The organism is Streptomyces sp. NPDC053541, assembly GCF_044544705.1.
In the GTDB taxonomy this organism is placed as follows: Bacteria; Actinomycetota; Actinomycetes; order Streptomycetales; family Streptomycetaceae; genus Streptomyces.
Genome location: NZ_JBITXM010000002.1, coordinates 109,308 through 133,118, shown reverse-complemented (window position 1 = coordinate 133,118; position 23,811 = coordinate 109,308). Strand labels below are relative to the sequence as shown.

General features: G+C 72.8%; 23 protein-coding genes and 2 tRNA genes. 8 read left to right on the top strand and 17 right to left on the bottom strand.

Annotated elements, in window-relative coordinates; genetic code table 11:
• Positions 1 to 13: 13 nt before the first annotated feature.
• Entirely contained in the window at positions 14 to 448 is a 435-nt protein-coding gene (locus ACIGW2_RS04730) for a cyclic nucleotide-binding/CBS domain-containing protein (protein ID WP_391656216.1), read from the top strand.
• Between the two features lie 66 nt (positions 449 to 514).
• A complete protein-coding gene (locus ACIGW2_RS04725; RefSeq protein ID WP_356072198.1) occupies positions 515 to 931 on the top strand; it encodes a Fur family transcriptional regulator in 417 nt (138 codons plus the stop codon).
• Between the two features lie 106 nt (positions 932 to 1,037).
• Here ACIGW2_RS04725 and ACIGW2_RS04720 read toward each other — a convergent pair.
• The 4 genes from ACIGW2_RS04720 to ACIGW2_RS04705 form a co-directional block, all read right to left on the bottom strand.
• Positions 1,038 to 1,111, bottom strand: a tRNA-Met gene (locus tag ACIGW2_RS04720).
• A 46-nt stretch (positions 1,112 to 1,157) separates the two neighbouring features.
• Complete coding sequence (locus ACIGW2_RS04715) at positions 1,158 to 3,071, bottom strand: sel1 repeat family protein (protein WP_391656217.1); 1,914 nt, start codon at positions 3,069 to 3,071, stop codon at positions 1,158 to 1,160.
• Between the two features lie 205 nt (positions 3,072 to 3,276).
• Positions 3,277 to 3,350 (bottom strand) — tRNA-Met (locus tag ACIGW2_RS04710).
• 57 nt (positions 3,351 to 3,407) lie between these two features.
• Positions 3,408 to 6,359 (bottom strand): UPF0182 family protein, encoded by a 2,952-nt coding sequence (locus ACIGW2_RS04705; RefSeq protein WP_399841682.1) that lies wholly within the window; start codon positions 6,357 to 6,359, stop codon positions 3,408 to 3,410.
• Positions 6,360 to 6,503: 144 nt separating this feature from the next.
• On the opposite strand from ACIGW2_RS04705, the gene ACIGW2_RS04700 reads away from it, so the two are divergent.
• Positions 6,504 to 7,058, top strand: coding sequence for a PPA1309 family protein (locus tag ACIGW2_RS04700; RefSeq protein ID WP_361579260.1), 555 nt, complete (start codon positions 6,504 to 6,506; stop codon positions 7,056 to 7,058).
• 23 nt (positions 7,059 to 7,081) lie between these two features.
• Here the strand turns inward: ACIGW2_RS04700 and ACIGW2_RS04695 are convergent, their stop codons facing one another.
• From ACIGW2_RS04695 to ACIGW2_RS04680, 4 genes are all read right to left on the bottom strand, one after another.
• Entirely contained in the window at positions 7,082 to 8,170 is a 1,089-nt protein-coding gene (locus ACIGW2_RS04695) for a PDZ domain-containing protein (RefSeq protein ID WP_391656218.1), read from the bottom strand.
• 66 nt (positions 8,171 to 8,236) lie between these two features.
• Positions 8,237 to 8,473 carry a hypothetical protein gene (locus ACIGW2_RS04690; protein ID WP_356072233.1) on the bottom strand — a complete coding sequence of 79 codons (237 nt, stop codon included), beginning with the start codon at positions 8,471 to 8,473 and terminating at the stop codon, positions 8,237 to 8,239.
• A 307-nt stretch (positions 8,474 to 8,780) separates the two neighbouring features.
• The gene (locus ACIGW2_RS04685) at positions 8,781 to 9,254 is read right to left on the bottom strand and encodes a molybdenum cofactor biosynthesis protein MoaE (protein ID WP_361579256.1); all 474 of its coding nucleotides are present in this window, start codon (positions 9,252 to 9,254) and stop codon (positions 8,781 to 8,783) included.
• Between the two features lie 78 nt (positions 9,255 to 9,332).
• Positions 9,333 to 10,442 carry an SDR family oxidoreductase gene (locus ACIGW2_RS04680; RefSeq protein WP_361579254.1) on the bottom strand — a complete coding sequence of 370 codons (1,110 nt, stop codon included), beginning with the start codon at positions 10,440 to 10,442 and terminating at the stop codon, positions 9,333 to 9,335.
• 231 nt (positions 10,443 to 10,673) lie between these two features.
• Between ACIGW2_RS04680 and ACIGW2_RS04675 the strand changes: the two genes are divergently transcribed.
• Positions 10,674 to 12,122: a zinc-dependent metalloprotease gene (locus ACIGW2_RS04675; protein ID WP_391656219.1), complete on the top strand. Its 1,449-nt coding sequence runs from the start codon at positions 10,674 to 10,676 to the stop codon at positions 12,120 to 12,122.
• Positions 12,119 to 12,640: an NUDIX hydrolase gene (locus ACIGW2_RS04670; RefSeq protein WP_361579250.1), complete on the top strand. Its 522-nt coding sequence runs from the start codon at positions 12,119 to 12,121 to the stop codon at positions 12,638 to 12,640. The genes ACIGW2_RS04675 and ACIGW2_RS04670 overlap by 4 nt, the downstream gene beginning before the upstream one ends.
• Before the next feature lie 99 nt (positions 12,641 to 12,739).
• On the opposite strand, the gene ACIGW2_RS04665 is transcribed toward ACIGW2_RS04670, so the two are convergent.
• From ACIGW2_RS04665 to ACIGW2_RS04650, 4 genes are all read right to left on the bottom strand, one after another.
• Positions 12,740 to 13,495: an AIM24 family protein gene (locus ACIGW2_RS04665; RefSeq protein ID WP_361579248.1), complete on the bottom strand. Its 756-nt coding sequence runs from the start codon at positions 13,493 to 13,495 to the stop codon at positions 12,740 to 12,742.
• Between the two features lie 17 nt (positions 13,496 to 13,512).
• Positions 13,513 to 14,193 (bottom strand): AIM24 family protein, encoded by a 681-nt coding sequence (locus tag ACIGW2_RS04660; RefSeq protein ID WP_391656220.1) that lies wholly within the window; start codon positions 14,191 to 14,193, stop codon positions 13,513 to 13,515.
• A 15-nt stretch (positions 14,194 to 14,208) separates the two neighbouring features.
• Positions 14,209 to 15,879: a TerD family protein gene (locus ACIGW2_RS04655; protein WP_399841063.1), complete on the bottom strand. Its 1,671-nt coding sequence runs from the start codon at positions 15,877 to 15,879 to the stop codon at positions 14,209 to 14,211.
• 132 nt (positions 15,880 to 16,011) lie between these two features.
• Positions 16,012 to 16,665, bottom strand: a complete 654-nt coding sequence (locus ACIGW2_RS04650) for a M48 family metallopeptidase (protein ID WP_391656222.1) — start codon at positions 16,663 to 16,665, stop codon at positions 16,012 to 16,014.
• Positions 16,666 to 16,818: 153 nt separating this feature from the next.
• Between ACIGW2_RS04650 and ACIGW2_RS04645 the strand changes: the two genes are divergently transcribed.
• Positions 16,819 to 18,009 carry a ThiF family adenylyltransferase gene (locus tag ACIGW2_RS04645; RefSeq protein WP_399841060.1) on the top strand — a complete coding sequence of 397 codons (1,191 nt, stop codon included), beginning with the start codon at positions 16,819 to 16,821 and terminating at the stop codon, positions 18,007 to 18,009.
• Positions 18,002 to 19,375: an ABC1 kinase family protein gene (locus ACIGW2_RS04640; protein WP_391656224.1), complete on the top strand. Its 1,374-nt coding sequence runs from the start codon at positions 18,002 to 18,004 to the stop codon at positions 19,373 to 19,375. The genes ACIGW2_RS04645 and ACIGW2_RS04640 overlap by 8 nt, the downstream gene beginning before the upstream one ends.
• A gap of 22 nt (positions 19,376 to 19,397) precedes the next feature.
• Here the strand turns inward: ACIGW2_RS04640 and ACIGW2_RS04635 are convergent, their stop codons facing one another.
• The 5 genes from ACIGW2_RS04635 to ACIGW2_RS04615 form a co-directional block, all read right to left on the bottom strand.
• Complete coding sequence (locus ACIGW2_RS04635; protein WP_356071227.1) at positions 19,398 to 19,580, bottom strand: hypothetical protein; 183 nt, start codon at positions 19,578 to 19,580, stop codon at positions 19,398 to 19,400.
• A gap of 99 nt (positions 19,581 to 19,679) precedes the next feature.
• Positions 19,680 to 20,003, bottom strand: coding sequence for a hypothetical protein (locus tag ACIGW2_RS04630; RefSeq protein ID WP_361579236.1), 324 nt, complete (start codon positions 20,001 to 20,003; stop codon positions 19,680 to 19,682).
• Positions 20,000 to 20,368: a WhiB family transcriptional regulator gene (locus tag ACIGW2_RS04625; RefSeq protein WP_356071231.1), complete on the bottom strand. Its 369-nt coding sequence runs from the start codon at positions 20,366 to 20,368 to the stop codon at positions 20,000 to 20,002. The genes ACIGW2_RS04630 and ACIGW2_RS04625 overlap by 4 nt, the downstream gene beginning before the upstream one ends.
• A gap of 175 nt (positions 20,369 to 20,543) precedes the next feature.
• Complete coding sequence (locus ACIGW2_RS04620) at positions 20,544 to 20,894, bottom strand: hypothetical protein (protein ID WP_356071233.1); 351 nt, start codon at positions 20,892 to 20,894, stop codon at positions 20,544 to 20,546.
• Between the two features lie 170 nt (positions 20,895 to 21,064).
• On the bottom strand, positions 21,065 to 23,245 hold the full coding sequence (locus ACIGW2_RS04615) for an ATP-dependent DNA helicase UvrD2 (protein WP_399841055.1): 2,181 nt from the start codon (positions 23,243 to 23,245) through the stop codon (positions 21,065 to 21,067).
• Positions 23,246 to 23,462: 217 nt separating this feature from the next.
• Here ACIGW2_RS04615 and ACIGW2_RS04610 point away from each other — a divergent pair, with 217 nt between their 5' ends.
• Positions 23,463 to 23,720: a mycoredoxin gene (locus tag ACIGW2_RS04610; protein ID WP_361579230.1), complete on the top strand. Its 258-nt coding sequence runs from the start codon at positions 23,463 to 23,465 to the stop codon at positions 23,718 to 23,720.
• The last annotated feature ends 91 nt before the right edge of the window (positions 23,721 to 23,811 follow it).

The window sequence follows — 23,811 nt, the reverse complement described above, 5'->3', positions numbered from 1 at the left end:
GGTGGTTCCCTCCATGCTCGTCCGTGACGCCATGACGACCCTGATCCTCACCATCGGACCGGCCCACACACTGCGCCAGGCCGCCCGGCTGATGTCGGCGCGCCGCGTCGGCGCGGCCGTCGTCCAGGACGGCGACGCCGGCGGGTTCGGCATCCTCACCGAACGCGACGTCCTCAACGCCATCGGCACCGACCGGAACCCCGACCACGAGACCTGCGACGCCCACACCACCCGGGACGTGGTCTTCGCGGCCCCGACCTGGACCCTGGAGGAGGCCGCGGAGGCCATGACCCGCGGCGGCTTCCGCCATCTGGTGGTGCTCGACGAGCACGGACCGGTGGGCATCGTCTCCGTCCGCGACATCATCCGCTGCTGGCTGCCGGCCCACCGGGCGGGAGCGGGGGCGGGGGCCGGGGCAGACGCCGGGGCCATGGTGGACCTGGTCTAAAGAAGGATCGTGTCCGAAGTCACACGGCTTCGGGGCTCCCGGGCGGCGACTGTTACCCTGACCCCCATGAGTGACCTGTTGGAACGACTGCGCGGCCGTGGCTGGCGGATGACCGCGCAGCGCCGTGTCGTGGCCGAGGTGCTCGACGGAGACCACGTGCACCTGACCGCCGACGAGGTCCACGCCCGGGCCGTCGAGCGCCTGCCCGAGATCTCCCGCGCGACCGTCTACAACACGCTGGGCGAGATGGTGACGCTCGGCGAGGTGCTGGAGGTGGCCACGGACGGGCGCGCCAAGCGCTACGACCCGAACGCCCACCGTCCGCACCAGCACCTGGTCTGCGCCCGCTGCGGCGCGATCCGGGACGTGCACCCGGCCGGCGACCCGCTGGCCGACCTGCCCGCCTCGGAGCGCTTCGGCTTCACGATCTCGGACGTCGAGGTCACCTACCGGGGCATCTGCCCGAACTGCGCGTCCGCCTGACGGCACACGAAAGCCCCGCCTCCCGGCGGGGCTTTCCGCGTACGCTCACCGCGCAGACGACGAAGGCCCGGATCGTCGAGACGATCCGGGCCTTCGTGCTACTGAGTAGCGGGGACAGGATTTGAACCTGCGACCTCTGGGTTATGAGCCCAGCGAGCTACCGAGCTGCTCCACCCCGCGTCGGTGAACACAACCTTACGGGACCCCTCGGACCAGCGCAAATCCGTTACGCCGTGAGCTCCTGGTGCAGCGCCTCGCTCAGCCGGGCCGCCCGCTCCGCGACCTCGGCCGGGCCGAGCTCCACCGCACGGTCGCACCAGCGGCGCCCCTCGGTGAGCTCGCCGCGCCGGGCCGCGAGCAGCGCGAGCCGCAGCGCGGCCCGGCCGTGCCCGGCGTGCGCGGCCCGGGTCCACCACAGGGCGGCCTCCCGCTCGGCGCCCTCGCGGGCGAGCAGCAGCCCGAGGTTGAAGGCGCCGTTGCGCGAGCCGGCCTCGGCCGCCTCCCGGTACCAGCGGGCGGCCTCCTCGACGTCGCCGCGGGCGGCGGCCAGCATGCCGACCCGGACCTGGGCCCGGCGGTGGCCCTGCTGGGCGGCCCGCTCGTACCACTCCTCGCACTCGCTCTTCTCCTCGCGCGGGGCGCCGAGGGCGGGCGGCCCGGGCGCCGGGCGGCGCGCGTCGAGGACGGTGGCGAGCCGGTAGGCGGCCTCGGCGCTGCCGCCGCCGGCGGCGCAGCGCAGGTGCCGCTCGGCGCCCTGCTCGTCGCCGTCGCGCAGGTGCGCGATGCCGACCTGGAGCGCGGCCTCGGTGTGACCGGCGGCGGCGGCCCGCTCGTACCAGACCAGCGCGGTGCGGTCGTCGTCCCGGCCGGCGTACAGGATGCCCAGGTTGAAGGCGGCGTCGACGCTGCCGGCCTCGGCGGCCTTGGAGAACCACGGCTCGGCGCCGCCCGCGTCCCCGGCCTGGAGCAGCAGCACGGCCAGCGCGTTGGCTGCCTCGCGGTGGCCCGCGTAGGCGGCCCGGCGGTACCACTGCTCGGCCTGCTGGGTGCGGTCCTGGGCGGCGCAGAGCAGCCCGAGGTTGTAGGCGCCGTTGACGTCGCCGGCGTCCATGGCGGCGCGGTACCAGCGCTCGGCGGTCTGCTGCTCGCCGCGGGCGGCGTGCAGCGCGCCGAGCGCGTTGGCGGCGTTGCCGTCGCCGTCCTGGGCGGCGCGCAGCCACCACACGGCGGCGCTCTCCTCGTCGCCGGCGTCGCGCAGCAGGAAGCCCAGCGCGCGGGCGGCCCTGGCCTCGCCGTCCTTGGCGGAGGTCAGGTACCAGCGGCCGGCCTCCTTCAGCTCGCCGCGCTTCTCCAGGAGGGCGCCGAGGTGCAGCGCGGCCCGCCGGTGGCCGCGCGCGGCGGCCTGCCGGAACCACTGCTCGGCCTCGGCGAGCGCGTCCTGGGCTGCGGGAGCGGTCTCGCCGGCGGGCGCCGGGCGGCCGGTGCCGGTGTGGTGGGCGTGCGGGCCGCGGGCGGCCGGGCCGGTGGCCCGGCGCTCCAGGGCGAGGGCGAGCCGGTAGGCGGCCTCGCGGTGGCCCTGCTCGGCGGCGGCGCGCAGCCAGCGCTCGGCGCCGACGTCGCTGCGGTGCTCCAGGAGGTCGGCGAGGGCGTACGCGCCGAGGGCGTGGCCCTGTTCGGCGGCCTGGCGCAGCCAGTACTCGGCGGCGGGCTCGTCGCCGCGCTCGCGGTGGTGCCGGCCGAGGGCGTGGGCGGCCGGGGCGGAGCCGGCGACGGCGGCGACCCGCCACCAGCCGGCGGCCTCGTCCGGGTAGCCGCGCTGGTGCAGCAGGACGCCGAGGTTGTTGGCGGCGGCGCGGTCGCCCTGGGCGGTGGCGCCGCGCAGATAGGGTTCGGCGCCGTCCAGGTCCCCTCGGCGCAGCAGCAGCGCGCCGAGCACGCTCATGGCGGCGGTGTCGCCCTTCTCGGCCGCGAGGCGGTGGCGGGCCTCGGTCTCGGCCTCGGTCTCCTGGTCGGTGGTGGTGTCGACGGCCGCATCGACGGCCCCCGCGGCCTCGATGATCTCGTCTGCGGCGTTTCCGGCATGCCGCTGCACAAACCGCCCTGTCTCCAACAGAGTTGCCCTGTCCCCCATAAATACCATCGTCGCACCACCCGCAACCCGCGTACACCTGGTATATCGCAGCCAGTGAGGTCACTTCAGCGTTTTGTCGACATGCCCACAGAGAGACAAGTCAAACACGACTCACGCCAACTCGCCCCATCCATACCGCCCTTCGTGCCCGAGGTCGCTCCGGACACACGTCGAGGGCCCGAATCCTTATGGATTCGGGCCCTCTTCGTGTCAGTAGCGGGGACAGGATTTGAACCTGCGACCTCTGGGTTATGAGCCCAGCGAGCTACCGAGCTGCTCCACCCCGCGTCGGTAACGCAACCGTATCACGACGCGGAGTGAAGCCCTGACCGATGGTCCGCCGGCCTAACCTCCGGCCGGCGGGGCGGACGGTGTGGCCGACGGCTGCGCGGAGGGCTTGGCGCCGGGATTGGCGGGCTGGATCCTCGCTCCGGCGTCCGCCGCCTTCCGCAGGGCCTCCTGCAGGGCGTCCTGGGCCTTGCCGTAAGCCGCCCAGTCCCCCTTCTGGAGCGCCGCCTCGCCGTCGTCGTACGCCTTCTGCGCGTCCGCGATGGCCTGCTTCAGCGCGGCCTCGTCGGTCGTCGGCGTCGTCGGGGGCTTGGTGCCGGGCGGCTGGGTGGCCGGCGGCTGGGTGCCCTCGACCCCGAACACCGCGTTCAGGGCGCCCGTCAGGTTGTCCGCGAACACCGTGGTGTCCGTGGTGGTGTCGCCCTTCGGCTGGTCGGCGTCCACGTGGGACACCGCCACCTTCTTCAGGAGCGGGTATTGACCGGTGCGGCCCTGCGCGTACACCGGCTCCACGTACAGGAAGCCGCCGTCGAGCGGGACGGTCAGCAGGTTGCCGTAGATGATGTCGGAGTCCGCGCCCTTCATGTCCCGCACGAAGGTCGCGACCGACGGGAGGCTGTTCAGCTTGTTCTGCACCTGCTGGGGTCCCGGCACGTTCTCGCCGACCCTCAACAGCCTTATCCGGCCGTAGTCCTTGCTGTTGGCGTCCGCGTCCACCGCCATGAAGCCGCCCAGGTTGGGACGTCCGTTCGGCGTGAACGTCGTCGTCAGCGAGAAGGTCTGCGCCGTGTCCCCGGGCATCTTCAGGCTCAGGTAGTACGGCGGGACCGCGTTGCCGTCCTTGCTGGTCGGGTCGTCCGGCACCTGCCAGGCGTCCGAGCCGCTGTAGAACTGCGCCGGGTCCTGCACGTGGTAGCGGGTCAGCAGCTCGCGCTGGACCTTGAACATGTCCTGCGGGTAGCGCAGGTGGGCCAGCAGCTCCGGCTTGATCGCGGAGCGCTCCTTGACCGTGCCGGGGAAGGCCTTCATCCAGGTCTTCAGGACCGGGTCCTTGGTGTCCCACTGGTAGAGGGTCACCGTGCCGTCGTAGGCGTCGACGGTGGCCTTCACCGAGTTGCGGATGTAGTTGACCTGGTTCTGCTGGGCGACGACCGCGCGCTGCTGGTTGCCGACCGTCAGGGCGTCCGCGGTGCTCTCGCCGAGGGTGGTGCGCGAGGCGTACGGGTAGCCGTTGGTGGTGGTGTAGGCGTCGACGATCCACTGGATCCGTCCGTCGACGACCGCCGGGTAGGCGTCGCCGTCGATGGTCAGCCACGGCGCGACGGCCTCGACCCGCTCCTTGGGCGTGCGGTTGTAGAGGATCCGCGAACCCTCGCCGATGGCCCCCGAGTAGAGGATCTGCGGCTCGCTGAACGCGACCGCGTACGCCGCCCGGTTGAAGGTGTTGGAGAGGCTGACCCCGCTGTTGCCCTGGTAGCTGGTGGTCTTCTCGCCGTTCTCCTCGTAGTCGAGCTCCTTCTGGGGCCCGCCGACGATGGAGTACTGGTCGGTCTTCTCGCCGTAGTAGACCCGCTGCTCGTACTTCGGGAGCATGCCCGTGGTCGGCAGGCCCTGCTCGGTGAAGACCGGGGAGCCGTTGCTGTCGGTCTGGGTGCCGGTCGCCATGATGGCGCCGTAGCCGTGGGTGTAGGTGAAGTGGTCGTTGATCCAGTTCCGCTTCGGGATGCCCTTGATGTTGAGCTCCCGCAGACCGACCACGGTGTCCTTGCCCTGGTAGCGGTCGACGTCCAGGGTGAGCGGGAACTGGTAGTACTTCCGCTTCTGCTCCAGCTGCTGGAAGGTCGGCGACACCACGTTCGGGTCGACCAGGCGGTAGCTGGCCGCGGTGTCCGCGTCGGCCCGCAGCTGGTCCTTGGCCTTCACCGTCGACTTGCCCGAGTACTCCTCGGGCTTGGTGGCGTCGATCGCGTAGGCCTTGCGGGTCGCGTCGATGTTCTTCTGGATGTACGGCGCTTCCTTGGCCTGCTCGTTCGGCTGGACCTGGAACTTCTGCACGATGGCCGGGTACAGACCGCCGATCAGGATCGCCGAGAGCACCATCAGGCCGAAGCCGATCACCGGCAGCTGCCAGGTGCGCCGCCACAGCGTCGCGAAGAACAGCGCCGCGCAGATCACGGCGATGCAGAACAGGATGGTCTTCGCCGGCAGGTACGCGTTGGCGTCCACGTAGCGCAGGCCGGTCCAGTTGCCGGTGGCCTTGAAGTCACTGGACTTCACCGCCAGGCCGTACCGGTCCAGCCAGTACGCCACGGCCTTCAGCGACACGAACACGCCGAGCAGCACCGACAGGTGGCCGGTCGCGGCGGCGGTGGCGCGGGCGCCCGGGCTGGTGATCCGCAGCCCGCCGTACAGGTAGTGGGTGAGGGCGGCGGCGATCAGCGAGAGCACGGTGGCGGCGAAGCCGAAGGCCAGCAGGAAGCGGTACCAGGGCAGGTCGAAGGCGTAGAACGCCACGTCGAGCTGGAACTGCGGGTCCTTCTCGCCGAAGGGCACCCCGTTCACCCACATCAGCCAGGTGCGCCACTGGCCGGAGGCCGAGGCGCCGGCGATCAGGCCGACCAGCGCGGTGACCGCGAGCAGCACCCACTTCTTGAACGGCGCCACGCCCATCCGGTACCGGTCGAGGCTCTGCTGCTCCAGCGACATCGCGCTCAGCGGCGGCCGCAGCCGGTAGGCCAGCCAGACGTTCAGCCCGACGGCCAGCGCCATCAGCAGGCCGAACACCAGGAACAGCCCGATCTTGGTCCACAGGGTGGTGGTGAACACCGACGAGTAGTGGACCGAGCGGAACCACAGCCAGTCCGTCCAGAACCCGGCGAACATCACGAACACCATGGCGAGGACCGCCAGGACGCCCAGCGTCATCAGCAGCGTACGGGCGCGCCGGGACGGCCGGCCGACTCTGATCCTCGGTCCGGAAGGACCTGTGCCGCCGCCGCGGTCCGGCATCTGGAAAGCCAACGTGCGCCCCTCGAGGTTGATGCGTCGAATGCGTCGATAAGCAGGCTCCGCGATCGTAGAGCCCACTGATGCAACTTACTGAGGCTTTACCTAGTTCCCGTCTTCGGGAGAAGACCAGGCAGGATATTGCTCATGTCCAACGTTTCCCCCTCCGGCCCTCCGATGGCCGCGAGCCCCCTCACCCGCGCGGTGCTCGAGATCGACGAGTACGCCTCGGGTCTCGGCTGGGACCGGCCGGCCCGGCTGTTCGCCCTGGTCGACACCGCGCGCCTGCGCGCCCAGGCGCCCTCGCTCGCCTCCCAGCTCGGCGGCGCCGCCGACGAGACCACCACCTACACGCCGATCGAGCAGGACGAGCTGCCGAAGGGCAAGGCGCTCGACGAGTTCCTCGGCACCATCGCCTGGCCCGAGGGCGTGGCCGGCTGCGCGCTCACCGTCGAGCGGCTGATGCTGCCGCCGTCGGCCGAGGCCAGTGTGCCGAAGGACCTGAGCGAGGCGCAGCTCGCCAAGTGGGTGGCCCGGCACCCGGACCGCCAGGAGGTCCGGATGACGGTCGCCGTGCTGCGGGACGGGGCCCGCGAGGCCGCGATCCGGCTGCGCGAGAAGGACTCGCCGACCGAGGTGCTGACCGGCCCCGACCTGGTGCCGGGGCTCGCGGACGCGCTGGCGGCGACCTTCGAGTCGTAGGCCCCCCGCCCGGGAGACCGGGCTCAGCCCTGGGAGCAGCTGGGCAGCGACGCGGTGTCGCCGTTGCGCAGCTTCTCCAGGGACTTCGTCGCGTCGTCGATGGTGTCGACCTTGATCAGCGTGAGGCCGGCGGGCGTGTCGGAGGCCGCGGCGGCGCAGTTGTCGGCGGGCGTCAGGAAGTACTGGGCGCCCGCCCGGCGCGCGCCGACCAGCTTCATCTCGATGCCGCCGATCGGGCCGACCTCGCCCTTGTCGTCGATGGTGCCGGTGCCGGCGATGAACTTGCCGCCGGTGAGCTGTCCCGGGGTGAGCTTGTCGACGATGCCGAGCGCGAACATCAGGCCGGCGCTGGGGCCGCCGACGTCGGCCAGCTTGATGTCGATGGTGAACGGGAAGACGTGGTCGGTGCCGGCCTGGATGCCGACGATCGCCCGGTCGCCCTCGTCCGACTTCACCGTCCGGATGACGACCCGCTCGGTCTCGGTGGCGTCCTTGTGCGCCTTCTCCGCGGCGGCGGCCGCCTTGGCCGGGACGATCGTGAAGACCACGTCCTGGCCGGGCTTGCGCTTCGTGACCTGCTTGGCCACGTCGCCGGGCTCCTTGACGGGCGTGCCGTCCACGGCACGGATCACGTCGCCCGCGTGCAGCTTGCCCTCGGCGGGGGTGCCCTTGACCACGGTGGCGACGACGACCCGGGTGGTCACCGGGATGTTCAGCTCCTTGAGGGCGGCGACCTTGGCGCTCTCCTGGGACTGGCTGAACTCCTCGGCGTTCTCCTGGCTCGACTCCTCCTCGGTCTTGCCGTCCGGGTAGAGGGTGTCGTGCGGGACGACCACGCTGTCGTGCGCCAGCCAGCCGTACACGGCCTCGACCGCGTTCATCCGGTAGTCCGCCCCGGTGACGCGCACCGTCGTCATGTTGAGGTTGCCGGAGGTCGGGTAGGTCTGGTGCCCGGAGATCTGCAGAACCGGTTCGCCGCGGGCCTCGCCGAGGGTGTTCACGGTCGGACCGGGGCTCATCTCCGCGTACGGGACCGGAATGAGGACGCCGACGCAGAGCAGCGTGATCAGGACCAGGGTGGAGGCGAGCATCGTCGCGGTGCGGCGTGGCATGGAACGACAGTACGGGACCGGTCTGTGAGTGCGCCCCCGGGGCGGTCCGTATGTGATCAGCCGTGCTCAGCCGGTGGTGGTGGCCGGGGCGGTCTCTCGTTCGGCGACCAGCGAAGCGGAGGCGGCGGCGTGCGCGGGCCCGGCGGGGACGGCGTGGGAACGCTCCATGGCGTCCCGGAAGCGCGCGTAGCCCGCGAGCTCGGCGACGTCGCCTATCGTCTTGTTCCTCGAAGCCCAGCTTCCCCATATCGCCGCGCCGACGACGGCGAAAAGCGGAATCAGCAACCAAGCCAGCGCTGCCATCCCGACCTCCCATCCCCAATGGTCCGCAGTGAGTTGATCAGCAGATGATCAGTGGTTGATCGCAGATTATTCATCCGCGGAATCAACGCTCACGCGCGGGGGGCGGTTACGCAAATCGGGGCGTTCGGCTACGGGTGGTCGGCGTGGCGCCTTGCGCCGGTTCGTGCATGCGGACGAGGGCTCAGCAAGCCCCGCCCCTCCCCCAGCCTCCGGCCGGGGGGACCCCCAGACTCGGGGCGAGGGCTCAGCAGGCGCCCACCCTCCCCCAGCCTCCGGCCGGGGGGACCCCCAGACTCGGAGCGAGGGCTCAGCAGGCGCCCACCCACTCCTCGGTGCCGTCCGAGAAGGTCTGGTGCTTCCAGATCGGGACCTCGTGCTTGAGGTCGTCGATCAGCATCCGGCAGGCCTCGAAGGCCTCGCCGCGGTGCGGGCAGGAGACCGCGACGACCACCGCGATGTCACCCACACGGAGGTCACCCACCCGGTGGACGGCGGCCAGGGCACGGACCGGGTAGTTCGCCACCACCTTCTCGGCGACCCGGCGCAGCTCCGCCTCGGCGGTCGGGTGGCAGGAGTAGCCGAGCGCGTCGACGTCGGCGCCGCCGTCGTGGTTGCGCACCGTGCCCACGAACAGGGTCGTGCCGCCCGCCGCGTCGTCGCCGACGGCGCGGAAGACCTCGTCGAGGGAGAGCGGGACGTCACGGATGGCGAGGAGCTTGATCGGGTCGTCCGCGACCCGCTCACCGGGGTGGTCACTGGCGTGGGCGTGCGTGTCTGCCATGGCTCCATCGTGCCGTACGCCGCCGACGGCGCGGAATAGCGTTTTCCACCGGCGGGCCGGACCCTCCGTAGGAGGGTCCTACAGGCCGCGCCGCTTCCGCATCTGCCGCACCAGGGCCGCCGTGCCGAGCAGCGCCACCGTCGCGCCGGCCGCGCCCGCCGCCGTCGCGTCCTTGCGGCCGAGCCGGCGCCCGGCGACCGTGTGCCGGCCCTGCACCTCCTCCAGGAGCGCGGCGAGCACCTCCTCGTTGGTCCACTGCGGCCGCCAGCCGGCGTCGTGCAGGCGGCCGACGCTGACCACCCACGGGTGCATGGTGTAGGCGAGGTCGCCCGCCGGGGACGGGGTGAGGCCGATCCGGTGCAGCCGGGCCGCGGCGCCCAGGGCGACCGCCGAGGGCAGCTCCATGCGCCGGATGCCGGACAGCTCCTCGACCTCCTCCTGCTCCAGCCAGCCGTCGCAGCCGACCGCGAACTCGCCGTCGACCTTCTCCAGGGCCGCGTACTCCAGCGCGCTGACCAGGTCCTCCACGTGGCAGAACTGCCAGGTGGGGCGGGAGCCGGCGACGACGAGCAGCCGGGGCGACTCGAAGTAGCGGGTGAGCGCCGTGTCCGTGCCGCCGACCAGGACCGCCGGGCGGACCACGGTGACGTTGAGGCCGGGGTGGGCGCGCGGGGCGCGCCGGGCGAGCCGCTCGATCTCCAGGAGGTCGCCGACGCCGGTGGCCTCGGCGGTGGCGCGCAGCTCGGCGTCCTCGGACAGCGGGATGTCGTTGTCGGGCAGCGCGCCGTAGACCATGGCCGAGGTGCACAGCACGACCCGGTGCACGCCGGCCGCGGCGGCGGCGGTCAGCACGGTCTGGGTGCCGCGCACGTTGTACGCGGTGCGCGCGGCCGGGTCGGTCTCCAGGTCGAGGTCGACCGCGAGGTGCACCACCACGTCCGCGCCGCGGAGCTTCTCGGCGATGGCCGGGTCGCGCACGTCGAGGATGTGCCACTGCGCCTCGGACACCTCGCCCCGGCGCTCGTCGATCGCGATGACCTGCTTGACCTCGTCCGACGCGGCGAGGCGCCGGGTCAGCAGGTCGCCGACGCCGGCCGCGGCACCGGTGACCGCGACGACGGGGCCGCGCGCGGCGGACCGGGTTGAGTGGTTTCGCGCTGCGCGAACCTGAGGATCAGGGGAACTCACCGGGCGTCTCCAGCGGTTGTCTTCAGTACGTACCCGAATGACGCGTACGTACCAGGTGGCGTCCATCCTGCCCCAGGCCACGGCCCGGCGGAGCACCGAGCCCGGATCCGGTGCGGATGTCGGGGCGGTCGCCTGCCGTCGGCCCGGCCCGACCGGCGGGCCACCGCCTACGCTGGTGGTGAGAGCCCGCCGTCGGCAGGAAGCCGGCGGCCCGACGAGCCGAGGAAACCTGTGAGCGACACCCCATTCGGATTCGGCCTTCCGCCGGAGGAGCCGGACAACGGCGACGAGGGCAAGAAGAAGGACCCCGCCGGAGGTGGCCAGGGGTCCGGTGGCCAGGGCGGGGGCAACCCCTTCGGGGCCAACCCGTTCGGCTTCGGCGGGCTGCCCGGCATGGGCGGACCGGGCGGCGCGGACAACCCGTTCGCCGCGATGTTCGGGAACATGAACCCCCAGGACCTGGGCGCCGCCTTCCAGCAGCTCGGCCAGATGCTCAGTTACGAGGGCGGGCCGGTCAACTGGGACATGGCCAAGCAGATCGCGCGCCAGGTCGTGGCGCAGGGCACCCCCGACGGCACGAAGGACGCGAGCGTCGGCCCCGCCGAGAAGGCGGCGGTCGAGGAGGCGGTGCGCCTCGCCGACCTGTGGCTCGACCAGGCCACCTCGCTGCCCTCGGGCGCGGGCACGGCCGTGGCGTGGAGCCGCGCCGAGTGGGTCGAGGCGACCCTGCCGGCCTGGAAGCAGCTCGTGGACCCGGTCGCCGAGCGGGTCGGCACGGCGATGGGCGACGTCCTGCCGCAGGAGATGCAGGCCATGGCGGGCCCGCTGATCGGCATGATGCGCTCCATGGGCGGCGCCATGTTCGGGCAGCAGATCGGCCAGGCCGTGGGCGTGCTCGCGGGCGAGGTCGTCGGCTCGACCGACGTCGGCCTGCCGCTCGGCCCGGCCGGCAAGGCCGCGCTGCTCCCGTTGAACGTGGCGGCCTTCGGCAAGGACCTGGGTGTCCCCGCCGACGAGGTGCGGCTCTACCTGGCCCTGCGCGAGGCCGCCCACCAGCGGCTCTTCGCGCACGTGCCGTGGCTGCGCTCGCACCTGTTCGGCGCGGTCGAGGGCTATGCCCGCGGCATCAAGGTCGACACCTCCAAGCTGGAGGAGGCGGTGGGCCGGCTGGACCCGACGCATCCCGAGCAGCTGCAGGAGGCGCTCCAGCAGGGCATGTTCCAGCCCGAGGACACCGCCGAGCAGAAGGCCGCGCTGGCCCGGCTCGAAACGGCGCTCGCGCTGGTCGAGGGCTGGGTGGACGCGGTGGTGCACGAGGCCGCGAAGACCCGGCTGACCTCGGCGGACGCGCTGCGCGAGACGCTGCGCCGGCGCCGGGCGACCGGTGGCCCCGCCGAGCAGACCTTCGCCACCCTGATCGGTCTCGAACTGCGTCCGCGCCGGCTGCGGGACGCCTCGCGGCTGTGGGCCTCGCTCACCGACGCGCGCGGCGTGGACGGCCGGGACGCCCTGTGGGAGCACCCGGACATGCTGCCGACGGCGACCGACCTGGACGACCCGGACGGCTTCGTCCACCGCGAGCAGCCGGACTTCTCCGAGCTGGACAAGATGCTGGGCGAGGCGGCGCGCGGGCGCGCCGAGGACGCCTCCGAGGACGACAAGGACGACACCGACAAGTGAGCCTGCACGACGACGCGGTCCTGGTGCTGAAGGGGTACGAGGACCAGCAGGAGCTGCGTGACGTCTATCTGGAGCACCTCGCGGCGCACGAGGACGGCATGTACAAGCCGTGCTCGGCCGGGCACGTGACGGCCAGCGCGCTGGTGATCGACCCCGAGCGGGGCCGGGTGCTCCTCACGCTGCACCGGAAGCTGAACATGTGGCTGCAGATGGGCGGGCACTGCGAGCCGGAGGACACCACGGTGGCGGGCGCGGCGCTGCGCGAGGCCACGGAGGAGTCCGGCATCCCGGGTCTGACGCTGCTGCCCGGCGGCCCGGTGCGGCTCGACCGGCACCCGATCCCGGCGCCCTGCAACTGGCACCTGGACGTGCAGTACGCGGCGCTGGCCCCGGCCGGGGCGGCGGAGGAGATCAGCGACGAGTCGCTGGACCTGCGCTGGTTCGCGTACGACGAGGTGGCCGGGGTGGCGGACACCTCGGTGGTGCGGCTCCTGGAGGAGACGCTCAAGCGGCTGTGACACATGGGTCTCAAGCGCCTGTGACTCACGGGTAAGGGGCGGTCGCCATGGCGACCGCCCCTTACCCGTGTCCTGGCCCGCGCGCCCGCGGGCCCCGTCTCAGTTCCAGGCGTTGTTCTGGTTCTGCGCGTGCGCGCCGTGCTGGCCGACGCCGTACTGGGCGGCGATGCCCTGCCCGATGGCGGCGTTCTGCGGGGGCATGACCTCGCTCGGCTGCACCAGGGCGAAGCCCTGGCCGAGGAAGCTGAGCTCCCAGCCCTCACCGGTGTTGCCGCGGCGCTGACGGACGCCGGAGTTGTGCGTCTGGGCCTGCATCTGGACCCGCAGCCCGGTGGACCAGGCGACGATCGCGTCGGCGTCGGCGCTCACGTACTTGTCGGGCGTGACCTGCATCATCAGCGGCTGGCCCGAGGTCATCAGGGCGACCTTGCCGCGGCCGGTGATGTTCAGCTGGTACTTGCCGGTGCCGGAGACCCCGTACTGGCTGTCCACCGCGATGACCTCGGTGTGCAGGGTCGAGTCCAGCGCGAGGACGTAGGCGCTGTCGACGGTGAGGCCCTCGTGGTCCACGTCCACGACGTGGATGTACTGCGCGAGGTTGGCGAAGTAGACCGTGCCCTGCCCGGAGCAGCGCATCAGGTCGAGGCCCTCGCCGGTGCGGGCGCGGGCCCGGCGCTGGCCGGAGGTCTGGTACTCGCCGTCGAAGTCGATCAGGCCCTGGTAGGCGACCATCGCGCCCTTGCGGGCCAGGACGTCGTCCTGGCCGACCAGGGAGACCCGCAGCATCTGCGGGTTCTGCACGACGTAGCGCTCCTGGCTCTGCTGCTCGGCGTGGTTGAAAAGCGGGCTCTGCATGTGTCTCTCGCTCCCCCTCAGCCCCGGATCCGGAGCCGGTCGCTGCTGTCCTCGCTCGGCTGTACGACGACGATGCCCTGGCCCGAGAAGGCCATCTGGAACGCCTCGCCACTGCCCCGGCCGATCAGGGAGGAGGCCTTGAAGCTGCGCTTGCCCTTCACCTTCAGCGCGGGCGACCAGGCGACCAGGGCGTCCGGGTCGACATAGGTCTCGTCCTCGCCGCGGCCGCAGTCGACGACCACCGGGGTGCCGCGCGAGGTGATGGCGACCCAGCCGGTGCCGGAGATCTCGACGTTGAACAGGCCCTGGCCGGCGAACTTGGCCAGGCCCTTGACCCGCTCGACGCCCCACTGGAGGTGCGCGTCGAAGGCGAGCAGGTTGCTGCCGTTGACGGAGAGGGAGTCGTTGTTGAGGTTGATGACGACGACGTCGGCGCCGTAGTCGGCGAGGTAGAGCAGGCCGTCGCCGGTGCACTTCATGATCGGCGCGCCCTCGCCGGTGATCCACTGCTGGGCCACCTGCCGGACGGCCGGCGGGTTGGGCTCGTAGCTGATGAAGCCCTCGTAGGCGACCATCGAGCCGGTGCGCGCGTACAGGTCCTGGCCGGTGGCCATGGCGACCTTGAGCATGGAGCGGCCGTGGTTCTCCATCCGGGCCGCGATCGGGGTCGGGGCGTAGCCCGCGAGTTGCTGGTTCATGGTTCCGGGCTCCCCTTAGACCTCGTAGGGCTGGACGACGATGAAGTTGCCGGGGGCTCCCCGGAACTGGAGGTTCACGGTCTCCCCGCTGTGGCCGGGGTACGCGTTGCGGCGCAGCCGGACCTGGCTGGACAGGATGACCTGGGAGGCCGACGACCAGGCGACGACGGCGTTGCTGTCGGCGAAGGTGGTCGGCGTGACCGGCAGCACCACCGGGGTGCCGTGGGTCTTCACGACGACGGTGCCGGTGCCCTGGAACTGCATGGTGAACAGCGCGCCGCCGGGGATGCCGTGGCCCTCGATGCGCCGCACCTCGTACTGGAGCGACTCGTCGAAGGCGAGCACGTTCTCGGCGGAGACGCAGATGCCGTCGCCCTGGAGCTCGATCGGGTGCAGGTGGGCGCCGTTCTCGGCGAGGAAGACCTGGCCGCGGCCGGTGCAGCGCATCAGCTGCATCTCCTGGCCGGTGGCGTTGCCGACGATCCGGCCGGCGAAGCCGGCGCCCTTGTAGGAGAAGTCGACCTTGCCCTGGTACATGACCATGGAGCCCTGGCGGGCCAGGACCGGGACGCCGCCCATGGCGAGGTCGACCCGCATGAGCTGCTGGTTCTGCGGGGTCCAGCGGACGCCGGTCGCGGTCTCCTTGAACGGCGCGAGCGCGGCGGCGAGCCCGGCGCCGGCGGCCGGGGCGCCCTGGGGCACGCCCTGCGGCGGCAGCTGGCCGGGGACCTGTCCCGGGACCTGGCCGAACTGCGGCTGCTGCCCGTAGGGGGCGGCGGGCGCGGGCTGCCCGTACGGGCCGGGGGCCGGCTGCCCGTAGGGGGCGGGCGCGCCGTGCGGCGGCGTCTGGCCCGGGACCTGGCCGTACTGCGGGGGCTGCGGCGGCTGCCCGTAGGGGGCCGGGGCCGGGGCCGGCGCGGGCGGCGGGGTGGGCGCCTGGGGCGTCACGGGGCCGACCATCGTCGGCGCCGAGTGCACCGGAGCGGGCGCCGGCGGCGGCGTCGGAGCGGCCGGCGCGCCGAAGGACGGGGCGGGCGCGGGGGCCGGCGCCGGGGCGGGAGCGGCCGGGGCGGCGAAGGCGGGCGGCGCGGCGGCCTGGGCCGGCGGCGCGAAGCCGGGGGCGGCGCCCTGCGGCGGCTGCGGCGCGGCGGGCTCCTCCTCGGCGACCTCGCCGCCGAAGTTCTTCAGGAGCGCTTCCAGTCCGCCGTCGAAGCCCTGGCCGACGGCGGCGAAGCGCCACACGTCCTTGAGGTAGAAGTCGCCGAGCATGACGGCGCGCTCGGTGGAGAACTCCGCGCCGTCGAAGGCGTAGCGGGCCACCTCCTCGCCGCCCGCGACGATCCGGATCCAGCCGGGCCCGATCTGGGACATCTGGCCGGCGCCGTCGATGGTCGCGGTGAACGACAGCTTGTGGATGTGGGCGGGGATCCGGTCGAGTGTCACCCGGAAGGATTCCGTGTCACCGGCCTGCGCGCCCAGCAGCTGGATGGACTCCTCGGGCGACTTGGGCTGGTTGAAGAAGACGAAGTAGCGGTCGTCGGAGAGCCGCTCGTCGGCGTCCAGCCCGAAGCAGCTGATGTCGAAGGTCAGGCCGGGCGCCGCGATCTGCACGCCCACGTACAGATCGGTGCCCGCCGTGAGATCGCTGATCTTGGCCTTGTGGCCGCGTTGGAATTCCCTGGCCATGAGTGACGACCGTCCCCCATCCGATAACGACGATTGCGTCGCGCCAGGCTAACGGTTGATCCGGACATCGCGGCAGGGCCGTGGCTCTTCGGTACAGAACCGGAGCACTCGGCTACGGAGCGGAACGGTCCGCTACGGAGCGGAGCCCCGCCCCGACGCGGAGTCCTCCTCCTGCACGGCGCCCTCGTCCTGCACCGCGTCCTCGTCGCCCGCGGCGCCGTCCGGTCGCGGCAGGTGCGGCAGCCGTGCGGCCGCGGCCACGCCCTCCAGATAGCCGCGGGCCCGCTCGGTGCGCGGGTAGGCCTCCAGGAGGCCCCAGAAGCGCGGGCCGTGGCCGGGCACGAGGAGATGGGCCAGCTCGTGGCAGAGCACGTAGTCGATCACGTACTCGGGCATGCCCTGGAGCCGGTGGGACAGCCGGATGCTGCCCTCGGAAGGGGTGCAGGAGCCCCAGCGGGTGTTCTGGTTGGTGACCCAGCGCACCGAGCGGGGGCGGGCCCGGCCGCCGAAGTACTGCTCGGACAGGCGGGCGGCGCGCTCGGTCAGCTCGCGGTCGCCGAGGAGCCGCTTGCTCTCCTGCGCGGCCAGCTTGTCCAGCATCACGGTGACCCAGCGCTTCTCCTCGGCCGCCGACATGCGGGCGGGGATCAGCACGACGGTCCGGTCGCCCTCGCGGTAGGCGGAGACCGTTCTGCGCCGGCGGGAACTCCGGCGCACCTCGACCGCGCTCGTCCCCGGGGAGCGGGGCGGTTCGCTGGTCACGCTGCGGTGTGGGTCGTCCGGCACGGCCCCGACGTTACCCGGAGGCGGCGGCGGACGTCGCGCACCGCCGCATTCGAATGATTAATGCCTCAGCCCTGTGGACAACCCGGCGCACGGATCCCGCGGAGCGGGCAACCTGACCGTGCAAGCGATGACGGGGCACGACGGGGGTGGCTGATGCATCCGATGGTGAAGCCGGCGCTGCGGCGCGCCTGGCGCGACATGCAGTCCGTGCAGTTCGGGGTGACGCCCGCGCACGCGGTGGTCCTGGGTCCGCTGGACCTGACGACCGGCAGCCTCCTGGGGCTGCTCGACGGGACGCGGGGTCTGGAGCTGCTGCGGGCCGAGGCGGCGGCGCTGGGGCTGCCGGAGGGGCGGCTCGACGCGCTGCTCGACCGGCTCGCCGCCGCCGGGCTGATCGCCGACGCGGAGGCCCGGCCTCCGGGCGGGCCTCCGGGCGCGGCGGAGGAGCTCGACCCGGTGCGGGCGGATCTGGCCTCGCTGTCGGTGGTGCACCGGGAGCCGGACGGCGCGGCGCGCACGCTGGCCGCGCGGCGGGCGGCGCGGGTGCAGGTGCGCGGCGCGGGACGGGTGGGCGCGGCGGTCGCGGCACTGCTCTCGGCGGCCGGGGTGGGGCGGGTCGAGGTGCTCGACCGGGGCACGGTCCCGCCGTGGGAGGTGACGCCCGGCGGCCTGCCGGCCGAGGCGGTCGGCGAGCGCCGGACGGTGGCGGCGCGGCGCCTCGTGGGCCGCTCGGCGCCGGGCGGACGCCCGCCGCGGGCCGCCTCCGGCGGGCGGGACGACGGGGGCGGGGAGCCGGGGCTCGCGCTGGTGGTGGTGACCCCGCGGGACGGGCTCGGTGCCTATGTGCCGGACCCGCTGCCGGCGGAGGCCTGGCTCGCCACGGGGACGCCGCATCTGTACGCGGGGGTGCTCGAAGCCACCGGTGTGGTGGGGCCGTTGGTGCTGCCGGGCGGCACGGCCTGCGCGGGCTGCATGCAGCGGGAGCGGACCGACCGGGAGCCGGTGTGGCCGCGGCTGCCGGCGCAGTGGCGCTCGGGGCCGCCGCACGCGCTGCCCGCGTGCGACGTGACGCTGGCGGCGGCGGTCGCGGGGCTGGCCGCCGCGCACGCCCTGGCCTTCCTGGACGGGGACCTGCCGGCCAGCACCGGGGCGCGCTGGGAGGCGTCGCTGCCGCTGCTGGAGTGGCGCTCGGCCCCGGTCCGGGCACATCCGGCGTGTCCGTGCGGGGCGCGCCGCGGCCCCGAGGGGGAGCATGCGACCGCGGCCGGAGCGGTGCAGGACACAATGGCGGGGCGGACGTCCCGCACGGCACGGCAGTCTGGGACCTGGAGGGCGCATGTCTGATCTTCCCCGGAAGGCGGTCACCCGGACCGCCAAGTTGGCCGCGTTGCCGCTGGGCTTCGCGGGCCGGGCCACCTGGGGCCTGGGCAAGCGGATCGGCGGGCGGTCCGCGGAGATCGTGGCGCGCGAGCTCCAGCAGCGCACGGCCGATCAGTTGTTCAGGGTTTTGGGCGAGTTGAAGGGCGGGGCGATGAAGTTCGGGCAGGCGCTGTCCGTCTTCGAGTCGGCCCTTCCCGAGGAGATCGCCGGGCCCTACCGGGCGGCGCTGACGCGGCTTCAGGACGCGGCACCGCCGATGCCGACCCGGACCGTGCACACGGTGCTCGCCGAGCGGCTCGGCGCGGACTGGCGGGAGCTGTTCGAGGAGTTCGAGGACAAGCCGGCGGCGGCCGCGTCGATCGGGCAGGTGCACCGGGCGGTGTGGCACGACGGCCGCGAGGTCGCGGTGAAGGTGCAGTACCCGGGCGCCGGGGAAGCGCTGCTCTCGGACCTCACCCAGCTGAGCCGGTTCGCCCGCCTGCTCGGCCCGTTGATCCCGGGCATGGACGTCAAGCCGCTGATCACGGAGTTGCGGGACCGGGTCTCGGAGGAGCTGGACTACGGGCTGGAGGCGGAGGCCCAGCGGGCGCACGCCGAGGAGTTCGCCGGCGACCCGGACGTGGTGGTGCCGGCGGTGGTGCACCAGTCGGAGCAGGTGCTGGTCACCGAGTGGATGGACGGGGTGCCGCTGTCGGAGGTGATCGCGGACGGCACGCCGGAGCAGCGGGACCGGGCCGGTCAGCTGCTCGCCCGGTTCCTGTTCTCCGGCCCGGCGCGCACCGGGCTGCTGCACGCGGACCCGCACCCGGGGAACTTCCGGCTGCTGCCCGGCCCGGCCGGCGCGGACCCGGACGCGGACGGTGAGCCGGGCGGGGACGCCGGGTCCTGGCGGCTCGGGGTGCTCGACTTCGGCACGGTGGACCGGCTGCCGGGCGGACTGCCAAAGACCATCGGCACCTGTCTGCGGATGGCGCTGGCGGGCGAGGCGGACGGGGTCTACGAGCTGCTGCGGGCGGAGGGCTTCGTGAAGGAGTCGGTGGTCCTGGACCCGGACGCGGTCCTGGAGTACCTGCTGCCGATCATCGAGCCGGCCGAGGTGGAGGCCTTCGGCTTCACCCGCGGCTGGATGCGCGCGCAGGCCGCCCGGATCGCCGACCCGCGCTCCCCCGCCCACCAGTTGGGCAAGCAGCTGAACCTGCCGCCCTCGTACCTGCTGATACACCGGGTGACCCTGAGCACCATCGGGGTGCTGTGCCAGCTGGGCGCGACGGTGCGGCTGCGGGACGAACTCGCCGCGTGGCTGCCGGGCTTCGTCGACCCGGAGGCGTAGCCCCCGTCGGTCAGCCGGCGGCTCACCACCAGGAGGAGTCGAGGCGGCCCTCGATGGCCCTGATGTTGGCGCGGGCGCAGTCCTCGCAGAAGTAGTGGCGGGTGCCGTTCTCCACCGAGCAGGTCCAGGTGACGGGCAGCCGCGGGGCGGTCTTGCCGCAGCGGGCGCAGACGATGGGGGGTTCGGCGGCGGGGGCGTCGTTCACCTTGGTGACGATAACCCGAAGCGGCCCCGCCGACCGGGCAACGCACCGCGGGGGCCGGTCCGTTCGGACCGGCCCCCGCGTGGTCAGGGTCTGCCTGGCTCAGTGCATGACGGCCATGGCGAGCGCGCGGCGGGCGCGCAGCGAGACGCGCTCGGCGCGCCGCTGCATCCGCCGGGCGGCGACCAGGCGCGCGGCCTGGCGTTCCGCCTCGGCTTCACGCCGCCTGTCGTGCATATGGGCACGGGCCAGGGCTTCTGGGATGAGTTGCATCTCACGGGTCCTGTTCTGGCGCGAGCGGTTCGCGCCGCTGATCGAAACGTCTGGGGTCGCGGAGCCGGAGGGCTCGTGGGCGGACGAGGTCATCGGGGCCTGCTTCTGGGGATCGTGCGTGAGGGGTCGGTCGATGGTTCCGGAGACGTTCATGCCGCGACCGGGTTCTTGCGCGGGCGGCCACGGGGCCGCTTGCGGGCGACGACCACACCCTGGACGAAGAGCTCGCCACCCCAGACGCCCCAGGGCTCACGGCGCTCCTTGGCACCCGCCAGGCAGGCCTCCATGAGCGGGCAGGTCCGGCACAGGGACTTGGCGTACTCGACGTCGGCCGGGGACTCGGCGAAGAAGACCTCGGGGTCGTAGGAGCGGCAGGGGACGGGCACCCCGAGGTTCTCGATGGCGTCGTCGAGCGCGGTGAGCGCGGTGAGGGGGGTCAAGGCGGAGTCCTTCGTGAGGCCGGGCGGGGGGATCGTTTCGGAAGGCGGTACGGACGGGGCGTGCGCTTCGAGTTGCACGGGTCTTGTTTCCTCGTCTGGTCGTTCCGGCCTGGTGGGCCGGGGTTTCGGCTGGTACCGGTCACTGCTGGTCCCGAGGCCCCCTCGCTCCGTCGTCCCCGTTCGGGGACAAACAGAAGGGCCGCGGATCCCTGATGGGGTTCCGCGGCCCTGAAGGCGCCGGCCTGATCGTCGATCAGGCTGGATCGCTCCAGGGTTCGAGCCCACGGAAGGCCCACATCGTGTGGTGGTGCTGCGTCGTCGTCCGCTGAATGCCGGCACCGGTCGCCACGAAGCCATAGGCAGCGGCCTCGGCCTTGCCCACCACTCCTGCTTCCAGTGCCTTGGTCGGTCGCTCCGCGTTCTCCTCAAGGCGATCCATCAGCAGGCTGGCGGGCATGCCGAGGGACAGACCGGCTCCGGACAGACCGGTGCCGAAGGAGGGAGCGGACGCAAAGGCGACGAGGCCGAGCGGGCAGGCGGAGGCGACGACCGAGAGATCGGTCATTTTGGCGGTGCTGGTCTTGACGTTCTTGATGCTGATCACTTCAATCGCCTCCTCTCGGCGTCTCGGAGGGTTCGGTGTGAGCCGGACCCTCATGTTCATTTGGACAAGTACAGCACGAAGACAGGGCTTCAAAGAAGCCGCTGGCTCGTGGTTAAGAACCTATGGGGCTTGACGGGGCGGGCGCAAACTATTTTTCCCACGAGTTTTCATCAGACCTCCTCGTCGCTTCCTCCGGGCTCCTCACCTGCGCAGATGGCGAGAACATCGGCGCCGAAGCGGTCGAGCTTGCGGGCGCCCACCCCGGAGATCGAGGAGAGCTCCCCGTCGGAGGACGGGACGCGCTCGGCGATCGCCATCAGGGTCTTGTCGGTGAAGACGCAGTAGGCGGGCTGGCCGAGCTCGCGGGCCTGGACCGAGCGCCACTCGCGCAGGCGCTCGTACAGCCCCTCGTCCATGTCGGAGGGGCAGTCCTCGCAGCGCATCAGCTTCATCGCGCCGGCCTCGGTGAGGGTGGCGCCGCAGACCCGGCAGAGCACCGGTCCGCGCCGCTTGCGGCGGCCGCCGGAGCCGGCGCCCCGCTCGATGCCCCCGCCGCCGCCCGCGCCGGTCCCGCCGAGCGGTCCGGAGCCGGGCCGCAGGCCCTTGAGGAAGCGGGTGGGGCGCCGGGAGGCCCGGCCGCCCGGGGAGCGCGAGAGCGCCCAGGACAGCGACAGGTGGAGCCGGGCCCGGGTGACGCCCACGTAGAGCAGCCGGCGCTCCTCCTCGACCTGCTCGTCGGTCTTGGCGTAGGTGATCGGCATCATGCCCTCGGTGAGGCCGACCAGGAACACGGCGTCCCACTCCAGGCCCTTCGCCGCGTGCAGCGAGGCCAGGGTGACGCCCTGGACGGTGGGGGCGTGCTGGGCGGCGGCCCGCTCGTCGAGCTCGGCGACCAGGTCGGAGAGGGTGGCGCCGGGCTTGGCCCGGGTGAAGTCCTCGGCGAGCCGGACCAGGGCGGCCAGCGACTCCCAGCGGTCCCGGACCGCGCCGGAGCCGGCCGGCGGCTCGCTCGTCCAGCCCTTGGTGGAGAGCACGGCCCGCACCTGCGACGGCAGGTCCCCGGCGTCGTCGAGCAGGGCGTCGTTCCCCCCGGCGCGGGCGGCGCCGCGCAGGGCGACGCCCGCCTCGCGGACCTCCTGGCGCTCGAAGAAGCGCTCGGCGCCGCGCAGCTGGTAGGGCACTCCGGCGTCGGCGAGTGCCTGCTCGTAGACCTCCGACTGGGCGTTGATCCGGTAGAGCACGGCGATCTCGCCGGCCGGGACGCCGGCGGCGATCAGGTCGCGGATGCGGCGGGCGGTGCCCTCGGCCTCGGAGGGTTCGTCCGCGTACTCGGTGTAGGCGGGCTCGGGGCCGGGGTCGCGCTGGGAGACCAGCTCCAGGCGGTGCTCGGCGGCCCGGCCGCGGGCCTGGCTGAGCAGCCCGTTGGCCAGGTGGACCACCTGGGGGGTGGAGCGGTAGTCCCGGACCAGCTTGACCACCGTCGCGTTCGGGTGGCGGGTGCGGAAGTTCAGCAGGTGGTCGGGGGTGGCGCCGGTGAAGGAGTAGATCGTCTGGCTGGCGTCGCCGACCACGCACAGGTTGTCCCGGTCGCCGAGCCACAGGTCGAGCAGGCGCTGCTGGAGCGGCGAGACGTCCTGGTACTCGTCGACCACGAAGTGCTGGTACTGCCGGCGGATCTGGTCGGCGATGTCGTGCCGGTCCTGGAGGATGCCGACGGTGAGCAGCAGCACGTCCTCGAAGTCGATCACGTCGCGGTCGCGCTTCAGCTGCTCGTACATCGCGTAGATCTGGCCGATCTCCGCCGGGTCGCGGGGGGCCTCGCGGACCGACTTGGCGACGGCCGCCGGATAGTCGGCGGGCACGGTCTGGGTGACCTTGGCCCACTCGATCTCGCCGGTGACGTCCCGCAGCTCGTTGCGGTCGAGCCGGACCCGGCAGCGCGCGGCGGCTTCGGCGACCAGCTGGATCTTCCGCTCAAGCAGCCGGGGCAGCTCGCCACCGACGGCTTTCGGCCAGAAGTACTGGAGCTGGCGGAGGGCCGCGGAGTGGAAGGTGCGGGCCTGGACGCCGCCCGCGCCGAGCTGGCGCAGCCGGCCGCGCATCTCGCCGGCGGCCCGGTTGGTGAAGGTGACGGCGAGCACGCTCGCGGGCGGGAGTATGCCCGCGCGCACCCCGTAGGCGATGCGGTGGGTGATGGCCCGCGTCTTGCCCGTGCCGGCACCGGCGAGCACGCACACCGGGCCGTGCAGGGCGAGGGCGACCTCGCGCTGCTCGGGGTCGAGCCCGTCGAGCACCGCGTCGGCCGACTCGGGGACCTGCGGGAAGAGAGTGGAGTGCGTTGCTGCTGTCACCCCGCCATGCTGCCAGGTCCGGCGGGGTCGGTGCGGCGGGTTGTCCACAGGCGGGCGGCCGCGGTCATACGAATCACCGCCGGGGTCGCCCTCGTATCACCGCCGGGGTCGCCCTCGTCACGCCGTGCGATTTCCGGGAATGGCCGGGTGACCGCGTACGTTCTTACCTCTCGGCACCGACCCCGGGCCGTCCGAAGCACCGAAGGAGAGCCAGGCCATGCAGGGCACTGTGACGATGTACAGCACGACGTGGTGCGGCTACTGCCGCCGGCTGAAGAGCCAGCTGGACCGCGAGGGCATCGCGTACACGGAGATCAACATCGAGCAGGACCCCGAGTCGGCGAAGTTCGTCGAGCAGGCCAACGGGGGCAACCAGACCGTTCCCACCGTCCGCGTGGTTCCCGAGGCCGGCGGCTCCGAGGTCGTCATGACCAACCCGAGCCTGGCCCAGGTCAAGCAGGCCCTCGCCGCCTGACCCGCCCGCACCGTGGCTGAAAGCAGCCCCCTCCCGGCAGACCGGGAGGGGGCTGTTCCGCTTCCGCTTGTGCGCGGGGCGGCTCAGGCGC